This is a genomic window from Vibrio sp. 10N.247.310.98 (assembly GCF_041467395.1).
Lineage (GTDB): Bacteria > Pseudomonadota > Gammaproteobacteria > Enterobacterales > Vibrionaceae > Vibrio > Vibrio crassostreae_C.
Window position 1 is genome coordinate 1 of sequence record NZ_JBFSUL010000027.1, and the last position, 25,647, is coordinate 25,647.

Sequence of the window (25,647 nt, forward strand, 5' to 3'; positions counted from 1 at the left end):
GCACGTACAGTTCTTAGAGGGGCGGCACTTGGTAACAAGTGTCGTCTACTCGACAAAAATGAGCTATGTGTAAATGAAAGGCGGTTGCTCCGAGTTTTAATGTTGCATATCATTAACAATGAGTAACCACTTATTATTTAAGTTACATATACCCCGTTTTCTTTGTAACGAGAAGTGGGGGCACTTTGCCCTAGCTATAGTTATTAATTAATAGTAAAACTAAATAAGGAAATATTCGATGGAGAAGGTCATTGCGGTGAGCGTACTTTTGGGGTTTACCTCAGGTATTTTATTGGGGCCTGCTTACATTCTCCCAGTAGTAAGTCCTGTTTTCTTTGTAGGGCTGTTTATATTAGGGATCCAGTCCTCAACAAAAGAAAATACACGGCAAAAAAATACTTCGGGAATTAACAGCGCAGGTACGAAAACAGCCAATAGCACAGCAGCCACGGCCATAGCTACAGCCGCTACCTTAGACCTACTGGCGGATGATGACTCGCTATATGACAGTTCTAATTCATTCTCAGATCAGGATTCTCCAATCATTAACCCTGCTACGGGCTTAACTATGATGGGAGGGATTGATTCAGCTGGTAACCCATTTGGTACCGATTTGACCGATACATTACAAGATAGTTTTTCAAGTTTAGGTAGCTCAACCAGCTCTACGGGTTTTGATGATCCTTTCTCAAGCTCTTCTATAGATTTTGACGATTCTTTTTCAAGCACTTCTATGGATGACGATTTTCTTTAGAACACTTAGGAAGCTACCGTTAAGGTTGTGCTATCAGAAACATAGCACTGACGAGATAGTTTAGGCTTACCACTAATGAAAATGAGGCAGGGAAAAGAATGAGACTATTCAGTAATAGTGAGCTAATCGGGCTCTTGTTAGGTTCAACAGCAGTTACCTGCCTATTAAGCGTTGGTACAGAATCGATACCAAAACTACTCTTTAACATCCTTATGGGTGTGGTTCTCGCCCATGTGTTAAAAGCAGGCCACAACATGATCAAAAGAACCCCAGAATCGAAAGCTGATTAAAACAATTATGTGAATTGAAGAGACCTTAACTCCCCTTGTACAAACTAAAACATACAAGCTTCTTCAAGGTCGATTTCAAAATCAACGGGCGGTAGGTTTACCAAGTGCTTGTTCATAGCTGTCAGCAGTTCGACTTTTGCGGGCTTCCCTACTTCGTTTGTATAGATAGTCGCTAAGTAAAGCTTGTCTGAACGGTGGAACGCATCATGAAAGCCCACTTAATGCACTGGCCGTTGTCGTAATCCCCACTCCAATACACCATAAACCTTTGGGTGTTTTCATTCTTAACCGTGAAGCATTTCGGCCCTAAGACGTCTTGATACACTTCCAGTAATTCCAATTTACCTAGCTGTGTGCCTGTTGGGAGTAAGTTCATTGCTCGTTCCTCATCTTTCTAACGTTGCCTATCAAACGTGCGTGCAATCTTATAATTAAATACTGTTTTTATATACAGTTATTTTGGCGTATTTTGACATGGCCGTTAGAAATCAAAAAGGCGGCAATAAGAATCCTCGAGGAAGACGGTGGTTTAGGCGATCTTCCAGCCACGAAAACGTTTGTCTCCATTAAGTTCTAAACTATAACGATTAATTACACTTCAACCCTTGTTTAACCTTTTATTGCCTCCATATTTTCCATACAATCCTAAGCGATTATAAATTAAAACAAATTCAATTTCGGAGTCCTCATGAGCGACGTAAAGCACTGTAATTTATTGATTCTTGGTTCTGGCCCTGCTGGCTATACAGCTGCAGTTTACGCTGCTCGTGCAAACCTAAACCCAGTACTTGTTACGGGTATGCAGCAAGGTGGTCAGCTTACAACCACGACAGAAGTGGAAAACTGGCCGGGTGATCCTGAAGGTTTAACGGGCCCAGCTCTAATGGATCGCATGAAAGAGCACGCAGAGCGCTTTGAAACAGAGATCCTGTTCGACCACATTAACGAAGTCGACCTATCTAACCGCCCTTTCCGTCTTAAAGGCGATTCAGGCGAGTACACGTGCGATGCATTGATCATCTCTACGGGTGCATCGGCTAAGTACTTAGGTTTAGATTCTGAAGAAGCATTTAAAGGCCGTGGCGTTTCTGCTTGTGCAACGTGTGATGGTTTCTTCTACCGCAACCAGAAAGTGGCGGTAGTTGGTGGTGGTAACACGGCTGTTGAAGAAGCACTTTACCTGTCTAACATCGCGTCTGAAGTTCATCTAGTTCACCGTCGTGACACGTTCCGCGCTGAAAAGATTCTAGTGAAGCGCTTAATGGACAAAGTAGAGAACGGCAACATTGTTCTTCACACTGATCGCACGCTAGACGAAGTTCTGGGCGACGACATGGGCGTAACGGGCGTTCGTATTAAAGATACTCAGTCTGATAAGACAGAAGACATCGAAGTAATGGGCGCATTCATTGCTATCGGTCACCAACCAAACACTGAAATCTTCAAGGGCCAAGTGGATATGAAAGATGACTACATCATCGTTCAGTCAGGTCTTGAAGGTAACGCGACACAAACCAGCATCCCAGGCGTGTTCGCTGCAGGTGATGTAATGGACCACAACTACCGCCAAGCAATTACTTCTGCAGGCACAGGTTGTATGGCTGCATTGGATGCTGAACGCTTCCTAGATGGTCTTAACGATAAGTAAATCTGAGATTGCAGATTTGGTTATCTGAGCTCTCACCTCAGTAGATGCAGGGCATCATCACAATTTGTTGTAAATCCCTAGAGCCCAGCGGTATATCCACTGGGCTTTCTTTTGTATACTACCCGCCCTCAACAAATAATAATTATCATTAAGCCTTCATAATGGATAAGAAAAAACAACGCAGCTTGAACAAGTGGCTTAAGCAACAGAGTAAGTTAGCGAAACGCTGGCTTATGATTGCGATTAGCCTTGGCGTACTTTCAAGCGTGTTCTTAATTGCTCAAGCAGCTCTTCTCGCCTCTATTCTTCACCAGCTGATCATCGAAAATGTCGATAAATCTGAACTGGTTGGTCATTTCGCAGGCTTGGCATTATCGGTCGTTGGCCGTGCTGGCTGTACATGGGGACGTGAGATCGCAGGTTATCGCTGTGGTGAACAGATCCGTGTCTACATCAGGCAACTGATCCTTGATAAGTTACGTGAGTTGGGCCCTGCTTATATCAAAGGCAAACCTGCGGGTACGTGGGCAACCCTGTTGCTAGAACAAGTCGAAGACATGCAAGACTTCTTCTCTCGTTACTTACCTCAGATGTCTTTGTCGGTAATGATTCCATTCATTATTTTGGTTGTGGTGTTCCCAGTAAACTGGGCAGCAGGACTGATCTTCTTGATTACTGCTCCACTGGTGCCGATGTTCATGGCACTTGTGGGTATGAAAGCAGCCGATGCAAACCGTAAAAACTTCAAAGCACTGCAACGTCTTTCTGGTCACTTTTACGACCGTTTGCAGTCAATGACAACCATCCGTCTATTTGACCGCACAAACGCTGAAACAGAAGTATTGAAAGGTGCATCTGAGGTGTTCAGAACGCGCACCATGGATGTGTTGAAGATCGCTTTCTTGTCGTCTGCAGTACTTGAGTTCTTCACGTCTATCTCGATTGCGATGACGGCGGTTTACTTTGGTTTCACTTACATCGGCGAGCTTAACTTCGGCCACTACGGCGTTGGCATTACGCTATTCGCAGGTTTGTTTATCCTTATCTTGGCGCCAGAGTTTTACCAACCTCTGCGTGATTTAGGTACTTTCTACCATGCGAAACAACAAGCGGTTGGCGCAGCGGAAAGTATTGTCGAGTTCCTAGAAACAGACATCACTAAAGTTAAATCAGGCGACACTCAGTTAGACCCGGCTCAAGGCATCAATATTGAAGCTCAAGATCTGAAAGTATTGAGCCCTGAAGGTGTTCAACTGGTTGGTCCTATCTCGTTCGCGCTTAACACTCGCCAATCGACTGCGTTAGTTGGCCCAAGTGGTGCAGGTAAAACAAGTTTGATCAACGCTATTCTTGGTTTCATGCCTTATGAAGGAAGCTTGAAAATCAATGGCATTGAACTGCGTGACCTAGACTTGGCCTCTTGGCGTAAAACCATTAGCTGGGTTGGTCAAAACCCGTTACTACTGCACGGCACAATTCATGACAACGTCACTCTAGGTAAGCACGATATCACTGACCAAGTTGTCGAGAATGCACTTGAGCAGTCTTTTGCTAACGAATTCGTAAATGAGCACGGCTTGGATTACATGATTTCTGATCGTTCTGGCGGCTTATCTGTTGGTCAATCTCAGCGTTTGGCTCTAGCTCGCGCAATGATTCAAGACGGTCAGTTCTGGTTGCTCGATGAACCCACTGCCAGCCTAGATACTCGTAGCGAACAGTTGGTAATGAAAGGCATCAATAGCAACATCGAAAGCCGCACTGCCTTACTTGTGACGCACCAACTTGCCCCGCTTCAATCGGTCGATAACATTCTGGTTATGCGCGATGGTGGTCTTGTTGAACAAGGTCATTACTCTCAGCTTTCGACTGCGGGTGGTTTATTCGAAGAGATGCTTAACGCGAACTTAGCTCAACAAGATAATAAGGGTAATTTAGATGCGTGATTTACTGCCTTACCTGAAACTCTATAAAAAGCATTGGTTTGGCCTATCGCTAGGCATGCTATTGGCTTTTGCTACTCTGTCGGCTTCTATTGGCTTGTTAACGCTATCAGGCTGGTTCATTTCAGCTTCTGCGGTTGCAGGCCTTACGATTGCACGTGAAACCTTCAACTACATGCTACCGGGTGGTGGTGTACGTGGTTTGGCAATGAGCCGTACTGCGGGTCGTTGGGGTGAACGTGTTGTCAGCCACAATGCAACATTCAAATTGTTAACTGATCTGCGTATCTTCTTCTTCAAGAAGCTGGCTCCGCTGATCCCAGGTCGTATTTCAAACCTTCGTGATGCTGATCTTCTGAACCGCTTGGTTGCTGATGTCGACGCGATGGATCACGTGTACTTGCGCTTAGTAAGCCCTGTGACGGTGGGTGTGTTCGGGATTTTCTTCCTGACTCTGTTCTTAATGTGGTTCGATAGCTCACTAGGTTTAATCTTAGGTTCTATCCTTCTGATCATGCTGTTGGTTTGGCCAATCTTGTTCTACAAATTGGGTAAACGTAACGGTGGTGAGCTGACACAGAACAAAGCGGATCTTCGTGTGACAACGCTAGATTGGATTGAAGGCTACAGCGAGCTAACTCTGTTCGGTGCTGAAGAGCGTTACCGTAATGCGATTCTAGAAACGCAACGAAAGCTGATGGCGAATCAGTTTGTGAATGCTAACCTAACCGGTATGGCTTCAGCTGCGCTAATGCTGTTCAACGGTTTGACGCTGGTTCTTATGCTTTGGCTTGCGGCAGATGGCGTGGGCGGTAATGCTCCAGACCCGTTCATCGCGCTAATGGCGTTCGCAACCATGGCAAGTTTTGAGCTATTGATGCCAATCGCAGGCGCGTTCCAGCATTTAGGTCAGACTCTGTCTTCTGCACGTCGCTTGAATGAAGTGATTCTGTCAGAACCTGAAGTTCAGTTCGCTGAAGAGAAACTCGACATCAACAAGCCGCTTGATATTACGTTCTCAAACGTGACGTTCAACTACCCTGACTCTGAGCGCAGTGTTCTGAACGCTGTCGACCTAACGATTCCGGCAACGAACAAAGTAGCGATTGTGGGTCAAACAGGTTCTGGTAAATCGACTCTGATTCAGCTTCTGACTCGCTACTGGGATCCTAAGAAGGGTTACATCTCAATTGCGGGCATTGAACTGACTCAGTGGAATGAATCACAGCTTCGTGAATCAATCAGTGTGGTAAGCCAACGTGTCGACATTCTAAATGGTACTTTGCGTGACAACTTGTTGATTGCAAGACCAGAAGCAACCGATGATCACTTAGCGAATATCTTAAAAGACGTTGGCCTAGAAAAGCTGCTTGAGAATAACGCGCTTGATAGCTGGTTAGGTGATGGTGGTCGTCAACTTTCTGGTGGTGAGAAGCGCCGTATTGGTATTGCACGTGCAATCCTTCATGATGCCCCTATCCTGCTTCTTGATGAGCCAACAGAAGGCTTAGATAAGCAAACAGAGCAAAGCATCATGACGCTGTTCGAGAAGCACTTCGAAGGCAAGACGGTTATCTTCATTACACACCGTTTGATTGGTCTGGAATCGATGGATTCTATCGTTCTGATTGAACAAGGCGAGATTGTTGAAAACGGCTCTCACGAGAAGCTGTTAAACGAAGAAGGACGTTATTTCCAACTTCGTCAGGCAATCTAGCTTCCCCTTAAGCTATAAAGAAAACTATTCAAGGCCCGAGTTTATGCTCGGGCTTTTTGTTGTCTGCGATTCTAGTCTCGAGCAACCATTCCCCCCTAAACGGTTGTTCATGCGCTGATTAGTTTTGCCCTTTCCTACAAAAACTTACCATTTACAAAGCAACGAGTTGCACACAATTCAAGTCGTAGCACATTACTATGATCATCTTTCTAGGATAATACGTATTGATCAATCTCATGGAATAACCTCCCCCTAAAATAATGGAGAACAGTGTATGTCTTTACGATTAATCGCAACAACGATAGCGCTTGTAGGTGCTAGCTTTACCGCTCAAGCGAGCTCGGAATGTGAAGTATCGATTGATGCTAGTGATCAAATGAAATTTTCAACTGACACATTAAGCGTTCCAGCGAGCTGTAAAGAAGTGAAGCTGACGCTAAACCATACTGGTTCTATGCCAGCCCAATCAATGGGTCACAACATCGTTATAACAGACACTGCGTCGCTACAAGCAGTAGGTATCGATGGTATGTCGGCAGGTATCGACAATAACTACGTAAAACCTGACGACAGCCGCGTTTACGCCTTCACTCGTGTTATCGGTGGTGGCGAGTCAACCTCAATCACTTTCAGCACAGAGAAAATGACAGCCGGTGGCGATTACTCTTTCCTATGTTCATTCCCGGGCCACTGGGCAATCATGAATGGCAAGTTTGAGTTTAAATAACTCGTTAGTCTAGATTGTACAGATACATCAAAGCCCCAACCTAAGTCGGGGCTTTGTTATATTGGCTTCGATTACAGCTTGAAGCGGCTGATTTCGCTTTCTAGCTCGTGAGACAGTTCAGAAAGCTGCGCAGCTTGCTCTGCAGCTTGGTGTGCTTCGTCTGCTAGCTCGTTAGATACGTCACGGATTCCTTCAGTGTTGCGAGTAATCTCAGACGTTACTGACGCTTGCTCTTCTGCAGCAGAAGCAATCTGTGTTGCCATGTCACTGATGCGTTCAACAGCAGCATGGATTTGCGTTAGGCTTGCAGCCGCTGAGTTCGCGTCATCAACACTGGTTTCAGCAAGTGTACGGCTATCGTTCATGATGTTAACCGCTTTGCCTGTTGTACCTTGCAGCAACTCAATCGTTTGTTGAATTTCTTGCGTTGAACCGTGTGTACGTTGGCTCAGAACTCGAACTTCATCCGCTACTACTGCGAAACCACGACCTTGCTCACCGGCACGTGCTGCTTCAATAGCGGCGTTAAGTGCAAGTAGGTTCGTTTGTTCTGCAATACCTTGAATGTTAGACAAGATAGCGTTGATGCTGTTGCCGTGCTCTTCAAGCTCGAGAATCACGTTAGTTGCGATTTGAACTTCTTGAGCAAGGTTTTGGATAGAGCTTTGAGTCTGTGTCACTTGACCAGTACCGTGCTCACACGCGCCAACCGCTTCAGATGAGTTCTGTGCAGTGTGGTCTGCGTTACCTGCGATCTCTTGTGTTGCTGCAGCCATTTCGTTAACGGCTGTTGCTACCATGTTGATCTCGTCTTGTTGCATTTGGATACGAGCACTACGTTCTTCAGCTTGAGAAGCCGTTTGACGTGCTTGGTTGCCTAGCGCAGCAGATACTTCGCTTAGCTTGATCACCATGGTGTGCATGTTACCCACAAAGCGGTTGAAGTTTGCTGCAAGCTGACCAATTTCGTCGTCGCTCTTAGGCTCAAGGCGTTGAGTAAGATCGCCCTCACCTGAAGCAATTTCTTCAAGTGCTGCTGAAACGCGGTTTAGGTCGCGGAATAGGAAGCTTACTAACCAAGACACGAGTACGATTACGATGAGCGTAATAACGACAGCAGTGATGATCAGCTGAGTAAGTAGCGTTGAGTGGTTCGCTTCTTCTGTTGCTTTGTCCATCTGAACCGCGAAGATCCAGTTAGTGTTAGGCACCTTCGTGAAGTAAAGCAGCTTGTCTGCGCCGCGCTCTTTGATGATCTCGATGCTACCCGTACGCACTGCGTTTTCGATGATAGGCATAGAGATATCGTTTGAAAGCTGGCTTACCGGCTTCAAGCTTAGTGCTGAATCTGGGTGTGCTAGGAATGTGCCGTCAGAGGCATCAATTAGCATTGCGTAAGCGTTGTCACCAACATCAAGGCTGATTACATCGTTAACCAACTGGTCGATCAGTACGTCTGCACCAACAACACCAACAAGTTGGCCGTTGTGGCGAACAGGTTCTGCGATCGTTACTAGAAGTGCTTTGGTGATTGCATCTTGGTAAGCCGTAGTAATGATTTGCTTACCTGCAGCGTTTGCTTCTTGGTACCAAGGACGTTGACGAGGATCGTAATCTGCACGATTACGTTCAGGATGTGAACGGTACATTCCACCTTCTGGAGTACCTAAAAAGATATCGTCAAAGCCACCCGCTACACGAGCTTGTCTAAGGAAAGGAACAACATCATCCTCTCGTGAAAAGTCATTAAATGCTGATGCGATATCAGTACGGATATCAATCCAGTTTTTAATACCTTCAGATGCTGCTTCAGATACGCTTTCAGCTCGTAGGTATACGCCATTACGAGTCTGTTCAAATAATTGGTTTGCTGATAACCAAGTCAACGCTGTAGCCATAACGACAACAGCAGATAGGCTAGCACCTATCAACTTCTGCTTTAGTGTTAGTTTCATGTCAAAGTTTCACGAGTGGTGGGAAATCCCGCGCATACTACCCAATATCAGTATTAAATTCGAGCAATTTTATAATTTAATATCGGAATATAATTTTAAGCAAACCATAAGCTTACCTAATGTCAATTCCTTGGCTTGTCGCCAAATTTAAGGCGTCATTATCTCTACGGTTATTAGTATTTTTATCGCACTTCACATGTTAAAAAGAGACAAGAAAACACGGTAAAGAAGAAACAAAAAAGGCAGAAGAGTTTCCTCTTCTGCCTTCATATTATTTACCACTCTACTGCGTATAAATTGCAGTAGATTTCAGCTTAAAAGCCTAGCGCTTTTCTGTACGCATACCCATTAGCAAGCTCACACACATCAGTAATAGAATGATGGTAAATGGTAATGCCGTCGAGATTGCACCCGCTTGTAGAGCTTGTACTGCTTCAGTACCACCAACCCACAATAGAGCCACAGCAATCGCACCTTCAAGGAACGCCCAGAACACACGTTGAGGCACAGGCGTATCAACTTTACCACCCGCGGTGATGCTGTCGATTACTAGAGAGCCTGAGTCAGACGATGTAATGAAGAATACTAGAACCAATACAACCGCAATGATTGAAAGCAGAGTCCCGAACGGCAGTGCATCAAACATTTGGAACATTGCTAGTGATACATCTGTTAGGCCGTCTTGACCAAGAATACCAACGTTATTCACGATTTGGTCAATCGCCATGCCACCGAATACTGACATCCAAATGATAGTCACTGTAGTCGGTACAATCAGTACTGCTGTGATGAACTCACGAACGGTACGACCTTTAGAAACACGTGCGATAAACATACCTACGAATGGAGACCATGAGATCCACCAAGCCCAGTAGAATACAGTCCAACCGTGCATCCACGTTTCATCTTCACGACCGTGAGGGTTACTCAACGGAATGATGTTTTCAATGTATGCCATCAATGTCGTTGGGATAGAACCTAAAGTCACCGCGTAGCCGATTAGAGCCACTAAGATAAGCAGTAGGAAAGCCACCAACATGTTGATGTTACTGATAACTTTAACGCCACCATCAATACCACGAAGTACTGATACTACCGCCAATAAAGTCACCGCTGTAATCACAATAACTTGCAGACCTAAGCCCGCTTCAATGCCGAATACATGCTGAATACCACTTGCCGCTTGTTGTGCACCAAGACCTAACGATGTCGCCAGACCAAATAGCGTTGCAAGTACAGCAAGAATATCAACAATGTGACCTGCCCAGCCCCAAGCTCTATCACCTAAAATTGGGTAAAAGATAGAACGGATAGAAAGAGGCAATCCCTTGTTGTAAGAGAAAAACGCAAGTGACAGTGCTACTACGCCATAAATCGCCCAAGGGTGTAGACCCCAGTGATACATGGTTGCGCCCAATGCCAGTTTTGCAGCTTCTGGTGTGTTTGGTTCAACACCTAACGGAGTTTCAAACCAACCCGTGAAGTAAGCCGCTGGCTCTGCCACACTCCAGAACATCAAGCCGATACCCATACCTGCGGCAAACAGCATCGATAGCCAAGAGAAGAATGAGTAATCTGCCGTCGCATCAACACCACCAAGGCGGATTTTGCCGTACGGAGAAACAATCAAACCTAAGCAGAAAATTACGAAAATATTACCCGACCAGATGAAAAGCCAATCAAACGAATTGATAATCTGGCCTTTAACGCCATCTAGCGCAGCCTTTGCTGAAGCGGTATCTGTAATAAGAACACCGATCAGGAACAAAGCGATAAGTCCCGCACTAATACCAAATACTGGGTTATGAACATCAAAACCCCATTTTTGGACGTTATCTTGACCGACAGTGTAATCCGTACTGTCGATACTGTATTTATCTATACCTTTAGTCATCATCCCTCTCTACGGAATTCTATTAGGGTCTATTGACCTCGTATTCCTTACTTACCTGCGACTTAATTACAAACTCGAACCTACGATCCAAGTAGTACAAGCTGTTGTCACAATAATTCAAATACTTGGATGTCTGAAGTTTAGCAGGTTAACTTGTTGTTTTCAGTAAACTAGAATCGGTTCGATGGAATTTCAAACAATATTCACGTAATTACTCAAGTTTATGACGAAAAAAAGGTCGACCCTGTCGACCTTTTTATCAAAAATACTTTTAACTCAAAGCATTTTGGTGCTTAACCAATTGATTTTCAGTTCGTAAACCTAGCAATAAGCTTAGGCACATAAGCAATAATATGAAGGCAAATGGTAGCGCCATCGATACCGTTCCAGCTTGCAGTGCTTGAATAGATTCCGTACCACCAACCCATAGTAGAACCGCTGCAATCGCGCCGCCCATCAACGCCCAAAATACACGTTGTGGAACCGGTGCATCCACTTTACCGCCAGAGGTAATGCTATCGATAACCAATGAGCCTGAATCAGAAGAGGTGATAAAGAACACCATAATCAAACCAATCGATACCACTGAAAGCACAGAGCTCATTGGCAGAGCATCGTAAGTATGGAAAAGAGAAAGTGTAATATCTTGCAGACCATTCACACCAATCTCGCCCACCTTGTTCGCCACTTGATCAATCGCGATGCCACCGAAAATAGCCATCCAGATGATGATTACTGTCGTTGGGATGAACAATACAGCAACGATGAATTCACGAATCGTTCGACCTTTAGAGATACGAGCGATGAACATGCCTACGAATGGTGACCAAGACATCCACCACGCCCAGTAGAATACCGTCCAACCTTGCATCCACGTTTCGTCATCACGACCGTGAGGATTGCTTAAGGGAATGAAGTTTTCAATGTAGCCCATTAGCGCGGTTGGGATTGCTTTAATACCCGCCATGCCACCAGCGATGGTAACGAAGATAAGTAAGCCCAAAGCAACCAGCATGTTCACATTACTCAGAAGCTTTACACCACCGTTGATGCCACGAACCACGGACATTGTCGCTAAGAAAGTAACCACTGCGATAACAATCAGCTGCATGCCAATACCGCCATCGGTACCAAATACATGGTTAATACCACTGGTCGCTTGTTGAGCACCTAAGCCCAATGAAGTTGCAAGGCCAAATAGCGTTGCAAGCACAGCGACGATATCAACAATATGACCAAACCAACCCCAAGTTCTATCACCCAAGATAGGGTAGAAAATAGAGCGGATTGATAGAGGTAAACCTTTATTGAAGGTGAAGAAGGCAATCGCTAGAGCAACAACCGCGTAAATCGCCCAACCGTGCAGACCCCAGTTGTAGATGGTTGCACCAAGAGCCAACTTCGCCGCTTCAGGAGAGTAAGCTTCAACACCTAGTGGTGTTTCATACCAGCCAGTGAAATAAGCTACTGGCTCAGCAACACCCCAGAACATTAAGCCAATACCCATTCCTGCGGCGAATAACATCGACATCCAAGATAGGTTTGAGTGCTCTGCTTTGGCATCATTGCCACCAATACGTATCTTGCCATACGGGGAGACAATGAGGGCAAAACAGAAAATTACGAAGATGTTTGCTGCCCACATGAAGAAACCATCGAAGTTACCAATGACTTTCCATTTGATTCCATCAAGCGCCGCTTTTGCGGTTTCAGGGTCTGCGACTAGAAGTGCCAACAGGAAGATAATGATCGCCCCTGCACTGATTCCAAATACTGGGTTATGAACATCAAAACCCCATTTCTGAACGTTATCTTGTCCTACTGTATAATCGGTATTTTCAATACTATACCTATCTTTTACAGGCTCCATGCTTCCTCTCTAATTTGCAGCGCACAGTTTGCAACATTGCATTCGGCGCTTAAATTTCGAAAAGAAGAATATCAACCTGTCGCAAAAATACTAAAAAAACCTCCATAAAGGAGGCGTAAATTACACATTTAGTAATTAAATTACACATTTAACGTTATTTAGCGTAAGATCAGTCCACAAGCCCGGAGCTGACCGCATATTTAGCAAGCTCTGCCGTAGAGTGAATATCGAGCTTATGCTTAATATTTTGCCTATGGGTTTCTACCGTTCGATAGCTGATATTCAGCGCCTTTGCGACCTCTTTACTGCTCTCCCCTTTTGCGACTAATTTCAGCACAGCCTCTTCACGTCTGCTCAATGGATTCTTGACAGATGGCGTGGGAGTAATCGGCTGAGTAAACAAATTCTGCGTGACTTTTTCACAGAAATAGGTCGATCCTTGATTGACCGTTTTGATTGCCTGTACCATTTTTTCAGCCGAAATCTCTTTCAACATGTAACCGACAGCACCCGACTGCATCACCTTCATGATGTATTCACGGTTGTTATGCATGGTCAGCATCAGGACCTTGGCTTCTGGGTCTTCTTCTTTAATCAGATGGGTGGCATCAATGCCATTCATGATAGGCATGCTGATATCCATCAACACCACATCAGGGCGCAGAGACTTAACGACCTCTACCGCTTCTAGTCCATTGCTGGCCGTACCTATCACGCTAATATCTGGCTCGAGTTCCAATCTCGCCATAAAGCCATCCAGTACCACTTGGTGATCATCAGCAATCACAACTCGAATAACTTCACTCATTCATTAATCCCTCTAGTGTCAGTAACACTGTAATTTCCGTTCCGAGGCCAATCTCACTCATCAATTCAAAGTCACCACCGATGAACTCCACTCGCTCTCTCATGTTACGCAGCCCGATCCCTCGTTTTTCCATCGCTTTATAGGTGTTGAAACCGACACCGTTATCTTGAATCAGTAGTTGCAACACATTACCAATTTGCTGAGCGATAACCGTTACTTTGGTCGCTTGTGCATGTTTTTCTATATTATTCAGCGACTCTTGCACGACTCGATATAGGGTCGTCGCCGCCTCTGATTTTAACTTACCAGGTTGAGTAGCAAACATGGTCTCGACTTCTATGCCCGAGTGCGCCTGAAAATCTAACAGTAATGAAGACAATGCCGCTTCTAAGCCTATGTCATCCAATGAACTTGGACGAAGTTGATGCGAGATGTGCCTCACTTCTTCGATCGCTCGCATCAGTGAATGCTGCGACTTATTCAAATGTGCTTTAAGGTCTTCATTTTGTAGCTTATTACCGAGCAGTTCCAAATGGCAACGACTCGACACTAATAATTGGTTAATACCATCATGCAACTCACGCGCTAGATGCTTCTTCTCGTCTTCTTGGAACATCACCGTCTTATGCGCCAGCTCCTTTAAGTTGTTATCAGCAATCCGATGTTCATGCATGTTAATAGCCAAGGTCAGCACGATGATGACCGCGACCGTTACGCTCAAAATCACCACAATCGAAAAGAACGTGGTTTCAATATTCTTATTTATCGCAGCCTGCATCGAAGCCACTTCTTGGTGTACGTCTTCAATATACAAGCCGGTGCCAATCATCCAGTCCCAACGCTCTAACCAAGCGGCGTAGCTCAGCTTAGACACCACCTCACCCGTCGACGGTTTTTGCCACAAATACTGGTGAAACCCGCCTCCGGTTTGCGCTTCTCTTAACAGAGCCTCTATCAGAAAATCGCCATCTTCATCTTGCAGTTGGAGTAGGTTTTGGCCTATCAATTCTGGCTGAATTGGATGAACCAAGTTGGTCCCGAGGCGATCGTATGCGAAGAAGTACCCATCAGAGCCATATCTAAGTTTAGACAATATGGTTCGAACTTTTTTTTTGGCTTGGGCTTCTTGGATATTTGGATCGTTATAGACGTGTTCTATGGCGTCGAACGCGAGATCAACCGTGTCTTTGAGGGCGTTTTCACGCGACTTGATTAGGCTGTCTCTAAAGATCTCGACTTCTTTAGCGCCTAACGTCTTAGTCTGGTGCAGCGAGATCCAACTAATACTCGCCGTTACCAGCAGCAACGGGAGCAACGTCAGCAAAATCAGCTTGGCTTTTAGAGGCATTCCTTTCCCTCACAAAAAACGGCTTACTGAACATCAATAAGCCGTTTTACTTTAGCAATTTATAGATAGCCGTCGAAACATATCATTCACATTCTTGGCTTCACTCACATTCCATAGAAAGATGGGAAAGCGAGAAGTGATCCAAGTACGAGGATTTGAATCAGAATGAACGGCATCACACCTCGGTAGATGTCCTTAGTCGTCACGCCTTTCGGTGCTACGCCTTTTAAATAGAACAAACTAAAACCAAATGGCGGCGTTAAGAAGGAAGTTTGTAGGTTCATCGCAATAAGGATAGCGAACCATGTCATGTTGATGCCCATCAGTTCAGCAACTGGCGCAATGATCGGCACGATGATGAAACAGATCTCTACGAAGTCGATGAAGAAACCCAGAATCAGAATCACCAGCATGGTAATGATCAGGAAGCCCCATTTTTCACCTGGCAGTTGTAGCATCCACTCTTCAACCAGATAGTCGCCACCAGTGTAGGTAAACGCCATTGAGAATGCCGTTGCACCCAACAAGATAGCAAATACCATCGCCGTTACTTTCACCGTCTCTTTCGACGCCTCGTACACCATCGACCAACTAAATTGACCGTAAAGCAGTGCAAGTATCATCGCACCCGCGCCACCTAATGCGGCTGACTCTGTTGGCGTAGCAACACCTGCGAAGATAGAGCCCAGTACAACAATGATTAACGCTAGAGGCGGAAGAATCGCTTTCAGTGCATTAAACACTTCCTGCTTACGGCTGATGGAGTCATCACGTTCAATAGGTTGAGCCGCTTCAGGGTGTAGCTTTGCGTATATCAAGATATAAACGATGTACGCGCCGACCAGCATCACGCCCGGCCAAATCGCCGCTTGGAACAAGTCGCCTACAGGAACACCTAGAACATCACCCAATAGAATCAATACGATGGAGGGTGGAATGATCTGCCCTAGCGTACCAGACGCACAAATAGTGCCGCAGGCTAAGCCTTTGTCGTAATTGTACTTGAGCATTACAGGTAGGGAGATAAGTCCCATAGCAACAACAGAAGCACCAACCACGCCAGTAGAAGCCGCAAGTAGTGAACCTACTAATACGGTTGAAATCGCGATACCACCACGAACGCCGCCAAACAGTCGCCCCATAGACTCAAGCAACTGCTCAGCAAGCTTGGTCTTTTGTAGAACGAGCCCCATAAAAACAAACAATGGAACGGCCATCAGAACCGTGTTTTCCATAATGGATTGAATTCGATATGGCATGAAGGCAAACATTTCAATGCCCTCAGCCCAAACACCAAAGATTAACGCGATACCACCAAAGGTAAACGCCACTGGGAAGCCAAGTAAAAGCGCAAACAAGGCTACGAAAAACATTACTATTCCAATCATGTTCAGCCTCTACTTGTTTTTTGTATGAATATTGTTTGCATGGATAAGATGCGGATTAAAAATCTTATTCAGTGAATGCAGGATCAAACCTACGCCACTGAGTGCCATCAAAAAGAATGACAGCGGGATCATAGCTTTGATGATCCAGCGATACGGCAGGCCACCGGGATCGCCTGAGGTTTCACCCAGTTCATAACTCTCTTTGGCAACATCGATACCAAACCAAGCCACCAGCAGGCAAAACGGAAGTAGAAAGATAAGCGTGCCAAGCAGGTCAATAATCGCTTGTGCTTTAAAGCTCAGTTGCTCATAGAACACGTCAACTCGAACATGGCCACCAGCCTTGATGGCATAAGGAACACCGAGTAGGAAAACGGCGGAGAAAAGGTGCCATTCCATCTCTTGGAAGGCGATAGAGACATCGTTGAAGGCATATCTCATGACAACGTCATACACGACGTTGGCGATAAGTAAAATAAACAACATACTGGAAAGCCATCCCAGTGCGTCACCGATACGATTAAACAGGCGTTCAATATAAATTAGACTTCGCATTCCCGACTCCATGGAATTTGAAAAGACATCGCGCAGCTGAGGTAACGAGCTGTAGGACGTAGAAAAGGTTCTTGAGCGTAATACAGGATTTATCCTGCTTAGTTATTATGTTTTAAATGAACCCTCGGCTTATTCACTCTTAAATACTCAATAAGAAAAGCTTCGGGTTCATTTAGATTCAGTTCAACAACTGTCGATTATTTCGCTTGGCTATTTAGGTAAGCTCTGTGGGAAATATCCGTCCATGAACGTACTTGCTCTAGGTAGCTTGCTTGTGAAGCTTGAATCTCTTTTGCTAGCTCATCTTTCTCAGCATGTGCAGCCAGTAGGCGATCGTTCGCTTCTTTCAGAGCAGACATAACCTCTGGTGGGAAATCTTTCACTTGTACATCAGGGTATTCTGTCTTCATTGAAACCCAGTTCTTACCACTTTCGTGCGTTGCTTGTGTGTACATGTCGTAAGCCGCAGTGCGCATTGCAACACGTAAGATTTCTTGTAGGTCTTCAGGCAGCTTGTTCCATGTACGCTTGTTCACTAGGAATTGAAGCTCTGAACCCGGCTCGTGCCAACCTGTGTAGTAGTAAGGCGCGATTTTGTGGAAGCCCATTCGTAAATCCAGCGATGGACCTACCCACTCTAGTGCATCAATCGTGCGACGCTCTAGAGACGTGTAAAGTTCACCTGGGGCAATGTTCGTCGGTTTAGCACCTAGCTCAGCAAGAATCTCGCCTGCAAAGCCCGGGATTCGCATTTTCAGACCTTGTAGATCTTCAACGCTGTTGATCTCTTTTTGAAACCAACCCCCCATCTGGATATCCGTGTTACCACCAGGGAAAGACATCAAGTTATGTGGAGAGTAAACCTGCTCCATTAACTCCATACCACCACCGTGATAGAACCACGCGTATTGTTCTGCTGGCGTCATACCGAAAGGCATAGAAGTGAAGTAAAGAGTGTTTGGAACTTTACCTTTCCAGTAGTAAGAGCCTGAGTGACCCATGTCGTATTGACCAGACTTAACCATGTCAAAAACGCCAAGAGGTGCTTTGTGTTTGTTTGCTGAATCGATTCTGATTTGCAGTCGACCATTCGACATCTTCTCAGCCATCGCCGCCATGTTTTTGGTTGCATCACCGAAAACTGGGAAGTTTGGTCCCCAAGTTTCCGCAAGTTTTAAACGGTAAACCTTATCAGCGGCTGTAGCACCAGTAGCGACCAAAGCTAAACAAGCCGCAGCAGTTACTGCAACGTTTTTAAAAACTCGTGTGAGGGAGTTAGAAATGAGACTCATGTTCACGTCCTTTGTTGGGTTAACACTCTTTCTATGAGCATTTTTTATGATTCAACATAAGAGTGCACCGTGATGAGGCAACAAGATATCAGGGAGAGCACGCACGCATGGCGTTAACAAAGTTACGTATTAGACCAAAGGATTAAGTAGAACTACGTAGGAGATGATTGAATAGTGTCGATTTCAAAGGAGTTTGGATATTCACCAAGGCAATGCGTATTGATAAATACCTAAGTATTAATAATTAAATACTCTTAACAATTGATTGCCATTTCGTGATGAAGCTCTATTCATTGCTGTATTTTAGGGGAAAAAATCAAGGCTTTGCTCTCTTGATCTACCTAGCTAACGCCCTAATTTAGTGCTTGCTGATTCGAAGCTCTGACACGAGACAACACTAATCAGTTAAGCCGTATATCGAATTGGAATTGAGATTATAGAGCCTAGGTTTAGGCTTGGATTTGGGCTCGGACTTGGCATAATGTGTCAGATACAAAAAAGCCTCGAAAATCGAGGCTTAAAAACTTAACGAAGCGAATGTAATCCCACAGGATTAGATAGCTTTGTAGATAACCTTGTTACCTGCTAGCTGCTCTTTCGCTACTAGGTTTTCTTCAAGAAGTTTTTTCAATGCGCCTGTTGCCCATGAAGCTGCTTTCGCGTCTTCTTGACCAGCTTCTAGGCCGATACCTTTAGGGTTAATGCCTTCAGCATTGCTAACAACGATGTCTAGAACTTGTTGTTGCTTAGGAGTCAGTGCTACTGCAACTTCTTTAGTTGCTGCTACTGCTTTCTCTACCGCTGGTTTTGCTGCTACAGTTTTTTCTGCTACAACTTTCTCTGCGACAGGCTTCGCTTTTTTCGGCGTTGCCACTGCTTTAACTACAGCCGCTTTAGTGCGTTTCTGCAGTTTAGCCTGCACCTTACGCTTATGAGCAAGTCTCATTGAATATTTCTCCAGTTCACTGCTCTTTTCGCAGTGGTGAAAATTTGAAGCGCGATTTATACCAAAAAACAGGAGCTATTTGTAGAGTGAAGCGTCGAAAGTCGACGAAAAATACCGATATTGTCTACTAGCGTCTATTATTTAAACATCGACTTATCAATTCAGGGTCATATACACTGGTTATCCATCCAGACAAAAATATGAAAACTTGGTGTTACCTATGGACACTCGTCACCTTAGTAATTTCTCTTTGCCTTCATTCACTCGCTCGTACCGTATCCTCGCCATTATTTTAGGCTTCATTTGCTTGATCGTTTCGCTCTACAGTGACAATCCAAAGTTACTGATCGTGGGTGCTTTTTGCAGTATTGCGCTTCTGGGAACTGGCTACTATTTGATGCTGCGCAGCCGAGTGATGTTCACACTTACCCCGACTCATTTTCAGCAGCACTTTTACAAAGGGGGTTGGGTTTTAAAATGGAGTAACATCCAAAAAATTGGTCTTTGCACTTATGAACAAGATGGTTGGCATCAACCTCTGCCCTGGGTCGGAATTAAAGTAAAAGATTACTCGCTCTACCTCGATTCGATTTGCCCTAAAATAACTTGTGAATTATTGCTCAGCCAACGAGCACTTTTGTACTTAGGAGCCAAACAAGCAGGCAAAGAGTCCAACTTTGAGGATATGGTTCTCGACTCATCGCATTACCATGCGCGTTGTACTGAAAGTGGCTGTGTCGAACTAAGCCAATACAAAGAGTCGCAGAATACCGACAACGTAAATTTCAACGATAACCAATCACAGGACAACCTTGATTCACCGAATGAGACAAACAGTCCAAACGCGGTGATTAAAAACTATTCTGGATTGCAGGCGATGCTTGCCAACAGAATGAAATATCAAAGGGGCTTCCACGGTTATGACATTTTCATATCAACCCATGATTTGAATATGAGTGGAGAAGAGTTTGTGGGGCTGGCTCGACGCTACTTGGCTGCCGCTGAACGTCTTTCTGATTAAGGTTTACCAGTAAGTTCACACACAATAAAAAAGCTTAGCTTTCAGGACAAAAGCTAAGCTTCATTTTCAATCAATCGACACAAATAATCGTTTGGAAAATCAAAGATTTAATTAGTACAGAGGCATTTCATCTGCGACGAACGGGTTTGATGCACGCTCGCGACCGAATGTCGATTCAGGACCATGGCCCGGAACGAATGTTACGTCACTGCCTAGTGGCCAAAGCTTAGTCTTGATTGAAGCGATAAGCGTATTGAAGTCACCTTGTGGGAAGTCAGTACGGCCAATTGCGCCGTTAAACAACACATCACCCACAAACGCTAAACGAGCTTGCTCACTGAACAGTACAACGTGACCTGGCGTGTGGCCCGGCGTGTGAATCACATCAATCACTTGATTACCAAAAGTGACTTTGTCGCCCTCTTCTAACCAAGTGTTTGGTTCAAAAGCTTTACACAGTGGGAAACCAAACATCTGACTTTGATTCTCTAGACCTTGTAGCCAGAAGTTGTCTGCCTTATGCGGGCCCACAATTTCAACCTTCAAGATCTCAGCAAGTGGTACCGTACCGCCAACATGATCTAAGTGACCGTGCGTCAGTACCAAGTTCACAACCTTAACACCGAGTTCTTCAATGATAGCCGCGAGTTGTTGAACATCACCGCCCGGATCGACAACGATGCCTTCCATGGTTTCATCACACCACACAATCGAGCAGTTCTGAGAAAAAGAGGTAACAGGTACAACTTGATACTTAAGAGACATATACAAACCTTAAAGAGCGAATCTGGTGAACAACTCGAATATCGCTATGTTATTGGCAACAAACCCAACAATAACAAACTAAACAGCAACAAACTGAGCAGCAATAAACCGAATTATTAGAACAAACTGAAATTTGGGCAAACTATGACATTGGATGTCTACTTTGACAAGTGCCTACCGTATCACTCAATAACTCAGCTTAGCTCTACCAGCTGCGAACTGGACCAGTATCAATGTGGATGAAGTTACTACGAGCGTAATAACCAACACCACCTGCTTGCAGACTTTTAGCTACGTCTCTCAGTTCCTTTAAATCAACACCATCGATACGAAAATCGATCGCTTTACCAAGCATGTGATAGCTCTTTTTAGCGACACCACTCGACTTAGAGCGCAACGCTTCGTTGGTTGCTGGAGAGCGGTAGCCAGAGATGATTTGAACTTCTTTTTGAATACCCAGTACATTTTGAATCTGAGTGATCTGATCAAACAGGTTCTTATCCATTGGATGAATCTCATTGCGGCGGAAGTCACGGCACAGTTTGCTAAGGCGTGCCATCTCGTCACCAACATAGTTAGTGCCATCGAAATAACAAGTCTCTAATCGTTCACCAGTGTGAAGATTGTTCATGCTAATCGTTCTTGGTTGATCCGGGTATGAAGCGAAAGCGATAGAAGGAGTAAGAGAGGCGACTACAGCAGTACCACCAGCGTAAGTCAGAAACTGACGGCGTGAAAATAAACTTTGAGACATACAGCAAAAAAACCAATTAGATCGAACGAAAAATGCACGATACATAATGGAATTTGCTGCGTCAACGTACAAAAACCGTGCAAAACGTTAGTATTTGTAACCTTTGCACGGTTAGTTATTGATACTCATTATAATTTTATCAATAGAAGCTTGGTTGTCATTTTTCAGTCAAGATCACCTTTCTTGACCATATTTCAATCAACCGCCCTCTTTATCATATTGGTAGATATCACCGCGGTATTGTATGCCTCCTTCTTCAAACAACACGGTTTGATAAATGATATGCACTGGAATTCGCTTCTTGAGACGAACCTTAGTATTGGGCGCAAGTTCATCATCCTGATTCGGCACTTTCTTTACCTTAGTCGCAAATAACAACTCCGCGAGTTCCTCGGCATGCTCAACACGAATACAACCAGAGCTATAGGCGCGGAAGTCATCGTTAAACAAGCTTTTACTTGGGGTGTCATGGAGATAGATGGCTCGCTTGTTGGGCGTATTGAACTTATACAAACCCAATGCGTTACTAGAGCCTGCTTGCTGGCGCATTCGATAAGGAAAAGAGTTAAAGTTAATCGTTTGCCAATCTATCTCGGTAGTATCGACAGTTTCCATCGAACGCCAACCATCGATCACTTGAAAATTGTGTGTTTCAAGATAACTCTCGTCGGCTTTTACTTTAGGTAAGATATCTTTAACCATGATTTTCCATGGCACGTTCCAAGTCGGATTTAAGATAACCGAATCAAGCTTTATCTCTAAGAGTGGTGTTTTTCTCGATTTTCTCCCAACCACAACTTTAGATTCAAAAACCTCTTCCCCATCTTCCCAATACTTCATATCAAAACTAGGTACATTCACCACAATCAGTGAGTCTCTATTTCTTGGCCATAAGCGGGCACGCTCGGCGTTCAATGCTAGGGAAGTAAGTCGATCATCAAAGCCCATATTGATCCATTTGATCGTATCTGGCCCGACGATCCCATCATCCGTAAGACCGTGCATGCGTTGGAAAGATTTAATCGCCTTTTGCAGATCTCGATCGAACTTGGGAAAATCGACCGCGATCATCGAGGTATCAACACCAACCAAAGCAATGCGCTCAACAAGAACCGTCTTGTCTGAAAGCTCGTCACCCAAGCGCTTCAAACCTTTCTGTCTATATCGTTCAATATTGAGTTCAGAGGCGGTTTCTAACACCGAATAGGTTGCTTTGAATTGGTCAAAATCCCCAACAGGCGGCGCGTAAGACAACACCATCTCCAATAAGTAATCATTGGCAACGCTGCTTTTTAAGCTCATCAGAATATGCGGAGAAGGCGCAGGTAATTTGGAATGCAACTTGCCCGAGAAGTACCAATCTTTACCGGCAAGCGGCGCATTTTCAACGTAGCTCAGGTAGTAGATAAAAGTATCGGTAAGTAATATGTCCAACTCTTGCCATTGAGCATGGGATTGATAGTGACGGATTTGCTTGAGTTGTCGCTCGAAGAGTGGTGCCATTTGCGCTTGTTCAAGAAGCGACAATTGGAACTCAAACGCTTTAACCAGCTCAGGAGAATCCCAAAGGATAGGCAGAGAAGTGTCTTGATAGATACTCTGTGTGAGCTCTGGATATATAAGCATGAAAGAGAGTTCTGATTCCGCCGGAATGAAACGGCTCTCGTCAGAACTCGCATAGCTCCATGCGTGCACAGAAACTAGAACTAATAATCCACAGAAGTATTTTGCGAACATGCTTAACTCCATCACCAACCATCTCATAAGTATGGCAAAGAAATCGGAGTAAGCATGTTATTTTTAAGAGGCTTTATAAATCAGATTGAACTCCAATGGTTATCCCACTGGACCGATGATTGTTGAGTTGATTTCTCATAAGGCATGCTCTGGCTTACCACACTGCCCGACCCAGAGCTTAATCGAAACTCACCATCAAGCAGCACAGCGCCAGAAGCATCAGATAATGCAGAGAGTTCTACTAACTCTTTGGTCTCTTTAGACCAAATACCGTAGCAGTTGCCTCTTGGCGAAGTCGCAATAATCCAATCATCTGACGCCGCAATACTGGCGATATAGTGATTGAACCTTGCCCATTGCTCTGGCTCTGCGTTCAGTGATTCAAACTTTCCGCCTTTAGTATGCATCGCCAATAGCGAAGGATACTCATCTGGTTCACCACGATATTGCTGGCCACAAAGCACGGATTCAGCACCATCATGGGCTAAGTGTCGAATGCTCAGCTTCTTATCCAACAATTCAACCTGATCAAGTAACACACCTTCAGGAGAAACATAACTCAAGCTCGGCTGCATCGAATCGAGGTTTTTCGGTGTTCTACCATCAGTATGAACGCCACCAACGCCGATCGCGAGATTACCATCCGGCATGATGATCACTTCATGAGGCCCAATACCAAAACCGCTGAACTCTTCGACCTTACGATAGCCTTGCGCGACATCGTAAACGCCAATCACACCTTGGCTGCTGTCCGTTTTCCCTTCAGTGGCATACAGTAACTTGCCATCTAATGAGTAAACGCCATGACCATAGAAGTGACGGTTGTTACCTTTCACGACCATTTTGATCTGCTGACCGTTTTTATAGTCAAACACCATAAAATAGTCACCAGGACGACGAGCAAACACCACCGCATGTGATGAGGTTGGGCAAATCGCGACGCCATGACCACGATCTGGGATCGGCAGTTGACTCAATGGCATTCCATATTCGTCAGCCACAACCGCTGAATATTGACCTCGCCCATTCAGCGCACAACCGATTAATTGAGGCTCACTAGATGAGCTCACAGCACCAGAGCGGCTAGCGCAGCCAAACGGAAGCAATGGAACAGCTGCACAACCCAGTGCAGCCTTGAGTAGCGTTCTTCGCGTAATATCAGTCACCATCGGTAGCATTAAATCCTATTACCACGCCAAGCTCTATCGCCACTTCTTCATGAATGAGGTACTTCAAACGTTCTAGTTTGTTGTATTGAGTCAGCACATCTCTATAGCCCTCTTTGCTCTGTAATAGAGTAAACAAGCTAGAGTCTGTAGGCCAAGTATCTAAGGTTAGCGTGAACTGGGCAGCTACACGATCGGCAAGGTCATTTAAGCCCTTTTCTCTCAATAAACCATCAAGACCATTACCATCTGCTAAGTACAATTTCTCTAGCGCCGCTACGTTCGATTTCAGCTGAGTCATTGAGGTTTGAGCGCGCCATGATTCCGAGAAGTAAGGGCGTGGATGACCAATTTTAGCCATCGGACGACTCAGTTTTTTCATGCTGTAATCAAGTTGATTGGTCAACAAAGCGATGTACTCCGATTCCCAACGCATCTCGTCCAGTGCTAACCACGGGTTAACCTGCCAAGCTTCAGCAATAGAGGCCGATTTCATCGCCAGGTTTTGTGCGATAGCTTGTGAAGATAGACAACCTGAAGCTTTGTCTTGAAGCAATGGAGATTGCTCGTCGTACAGAGACCACTCCAAGGCGCCAAGCCCTTGAACAGTCACACTCTGCTGTGCGATTTCGTCTTGAGTCCAAGCTTTGTTCTGCTGAGTTAGCTGACGCATCTTAAGACCCGTCGTGTTCTTTTTGTCTGGCCAGAATTGAACATTCCAGCTCTCTTCAAGCGCTGCTGTTGGACCTCTTTCTTGGCCTTGTAGTGCCATCCAGCTGTTCATTGTGATCTGCCATTGATCTTTCAAAGCGTCTAACTCAACGTTATCCGTTTCACAGTAACCTTGCATCAGAGCTTCTAATTCGCTCGATTGCTTCGCGAATAGCACCGCTGAATCAAACTCTTGTTGATAGACACTGCGACTGATGTGGTCGGTCGTGTCTGCTTGATAAGACACACCGTTAACCTCAGATGAAGCGGCTTGCTCACCCGATGATTGGCAGCCTGCCATAATTAATGCCGACAAAGGCATTAACAAAAATTTATGTGTCATGCTGTTACCTTACTT

General features: G+C 44.9%; 21 protein-coding genes and 1 pseudogene. 7 read left to right on the forward strand and 15 right to left on the reverse strand.

Annotated features, from left to right (window positions below; all coding sequences use genetic code 11):
* The first annotated feature begins 238 nt into the window (after window positions 1–238).
* On the forward strand, window positions 239–754 hold the full coding sequence (locus AB6E78_RS12430; RefSeq protein ID WP_372133746.1) for a hypothetical protein: 516 nt from the start codon (window positions 239–241) through the stop codon (window positions 752–754).
* A gap of 98 nt (window positions 755–852) precedes the next feature.
* On the forward strand, window positions 853–1,044 hold the full coding sequence (locus AB6E78_RS12435; protein ID WP_372110798.1) for a hypothetical protein: 192 nt from the start codon (window positions 853–855) through the stop codon (window positions 1,042–1,044).
* A 44-nt stretch (window positions 1,045–1,088) separates the two neighbouring features.
* Here the strand turns inward: AB6E78_RS12435 and AB6E78_RS12440 are convergent.
* Window positions 1,089–1,420: pseudogene (locus AB6E78_RS12440) on the reverse strand (DUF6575 domain-containing protein).
* A gap of 312 nt (window positions 1,421–1,732) precedes the next feature.
* Between AB6E78_RS12440 and trxB the strand changes: the two are divergent.
* From trxB to azu, 4 genes are all read left to right on the forward strand, one after another.
* The gene (gene trxB / locus AB6E78_RS12445; protein ID WP_012603688.1) at window positions 1,733–2,692 is read left to right on the forward strand and encodes a thioredoxin-disulfide reductase; all 960 of its coding nucleotides are present in this window, start codon (window positions 1,733–1,735) and stop codon (window positions 2,690–2,692) included.
* 161 nt (window positions 2,693–2,853) lie between these two features.
* Window positions 2,854–4,638: a heme ABC transporter permease/ATP-binding protein CydD gene (cydD, locus tag AB6E78_RS12450; RefSeq protein WP_372133745.1), complete on the forward strand. Its 1,785-nt coding sequence runs from the start codon at window positions 2,854–2,856 to the stop codon at window positions 4,636–4,638.
* The gene (gene cydC, locus AB6E78_RS12455; RefSeq protein WP_372051927.1) at window positions 4,631–6,352 is read left to right on the forward strand and encodes a heme ABC transporter ATP-binding protein/permease CydC; all 1,722 of its coding nucleotides are present in this window, start codon (window positions 4,631–4,633) and stop codon (window positions 6,350–6,352) included. Before cydD ends, cydC begins: the two co-directional genes overlap by 8 nt.
* Window positions 6,353–6,626: 274 nt before the next feature.
* Window positions 6,627–7,079 (forward strand): azurin, encoded by a 453-nt coding sequence (azu, locus tag AB6E78_RS12460; protein ID WP_372133743.1) that lies wholly within the window; start codon window positions 6,627–6,629, stop codon window positions 7,077–7,079.
* Window positions 7,080–7,150: 71 nt separating this feature from the next.
* Here the strand turns inward: azu and AB6E78_RS12465 are convergent, their stop codons facing one another.
* From AB6E78_RS12465 to AB6E78_RS12505, 9 genes are all read right to left on the reverse strand, one after another.
* A complete protein-coding gene (locus tag AB6E78_RS12465; RefSeq protein ID WP_017070254.1) occupies window positions 7,151–9,034 on the reverse strand; it encodes a methyl-accepting chemotaxis protein in 1,884 nt (627 codons plus the stop codon).
* A 322-nt stretch (window positions 9,035–9,356) separates the two neighbouring features.
* Complete coding sequence (locus AB6E78_RS12470) at window positions 9,357–10,928, reverse strand: BCCT family transporter (RefSeq protein WP_017060963.1); 1,572 nt, start codon at window positions 10,926–10,928, stop codon at window positions 9,357–9,359.
* A gap of 271 nt (window positions 10,929–11,199) precedes the next feature.
* The gene (locus AB6E78_RS12475) at window positions 11,200–12,798 is read right to left on the reverse strand and encodes a BCCT family transporter (protein WP_372133741.1); all 1,599 of its coding nucleotides are present in this window, start codon (window positions 12,796–12,798) and stop codon (window positions 11,200–11,202) included.
* 169 nt (window positions 12,799–12,967) lie between these two features.
* Window positions 12,968–13,606, reverse strand: coding sequence for a response regulator transcription factor (locus tag AB6E78_RS12480; RefSeq protein ID WP_017060961.1), 639 nt, complete (start codon window positions 13,604–13,606; stop codon window positions 12,968–12,970).
* The gene (locus tag AB6E78_RS12485) at window positions 13,599–14,954 is read right to left on the reverse strand and encodes a cache domain-containing protein (protein WP_017063573.1); all 1,356 of its coding nucleotides are present in this window, start codon (window positions 14,952–14,954) and stop codon (window positions 13,599–13,601) included. The genes AB6E78_RS12480 and AB6E78_RS12485 overlap by 8 nt, the downstream gene beginning before the upstream one ends.
* A 104-nt stretch (window positions 14,955–15,058) precedes the next feature.
* Entirely contained in the window at window positions 15,059–16,342 is a 1,284-nt protein-coding gene (locus AB6E78_RS12490) for a TRAP transporter large permease subunit (RefSeq protein ID WP_029235146.1), read from the reverse strand.
* Window positions 16,343–16,351: 9 nt separating this feature from the next.
* Window positions 16,352–16,897, reverse strand: a complete 546-nt coding sequence (locus AB6E78_RS12495) for a TRAP transporter small permease subunit (protein ID WP_017060958.1) — start codon at window positions 16,895–16,897, stop codon at window positions 16,352–16,354.
* Window positions 16,898–17,094: 197 nt separating this feature from the next.
* A complete protein-coding gene (locus AB6E78_RS12500) occupies window positions 17,095–18,189 on the reverse strand; it encodes a TRAP transporter substrate-binding protein (protein WP_017060957.1) in 1,095 nt (364 codons plus the stop codon).
* A 553-nt stretch (window positions 18,190–18,742) separates the two neighbouring features.
* The gene (locus AB6E78_RS12505; protein ID WP_017060956.1) at window positions 18,743–19,135 is read right to left on the reverse strand and encodes a hypothetical protein; all 393 of its coding nucleotides are present in this window, start codon (window positions 19,133–19,135) and stop codon (window positions 18,743–18,745) included.
* A gap of 220 nt (window positions 19,136–19,355) precedes the next feature.
* On the opposite strand from AB6E78_RS12505, the gene AB6E78_RS12510 reads away from it, so the two are divergent.
* Complete coding sequence (locus AB6E78_RS12510) at window positions 19,356–20,156, forward strand: DUF2982 domain-containing protein (RefSeq protein WP_372110792.1); 801 nt, start codon at window positions 19,356–19,358, stop codon at window positions 20,154–20,156.
* Window positions 20,157–20,267: 111 nt separating this feature from the next.
* Here the strand turns inward: AB6E78_RS12510 and AB6E78_RS12515 are convergent, their stop codons facing one another.
* From AB6E78_RS12515 to AB6E78_RS12535, 5 genes are all read right to left on the reverse strand, one after another.
* Complete coding sequence (locus tag AB6E78_RS12515; protein ID WP_017060954.1) at window positions 20,268–20,921, reverse strand: MBL fold metallo-hydrolase; 654 nt, start codon at window positions 20,919–20,921, stop codon at window positions 20,268–20,270.
* 205 nt (window positions 20,922–21,126) lie between these two features.
* Complete coding sequence (locus AB6E78_RS12520; RefSeq protein WP_017060953.1) at window positions 21,127–21,675, reverse strand: YcbK family protein; 549 nt, start codon at window positions 21,673–21,675, stop codon at window positions 21,127–21,129.
* A gap of 198 nt (window positions 21,676–21,873) precedes the next feature.
* The gene (locus AB6E78_RS12525) at window positions 21,874–23,412 is read right to left on the reverse strand and encodes a murein L,D-transpeptidase (RefSeq protein ID WP_372110789.1); all 1,539 of its coding nucleotides are present in this window, start codon (window positions 23,410–23,412) and stop codon (window positions 21,874–21,876) included.
* 80 nt (window positions 23,413–23,492) lie between these two features.
* On the reverse strand, window positions 23,493–24,581 hold the full coding sequence (locus AB6E78_RS12530; RefSeq protein ID WP_372110786.1) for a DUF1513 domain-containing protein: 1,089 nt from the start codon (window positions 24,579–24,581) through the stop codon (window positions 23,493–23,495).
* A complete protein-coding gene (locus tag AB6E78_RS12535; protein ID WP_372110784.1) occupies window positions 24,571–25,632 on the reverse strand; it encodes an imelysin family protein in 1,062 nt (353 codons plus the stop codon). Before AB6E78_RS12535 ends, AB6E78_RS12530 begins: the two co-directional genes overlap by 11 nt.
* Between the last annotated feature and the right edge of the window lie 15 nt (window positions 25,633–25,647).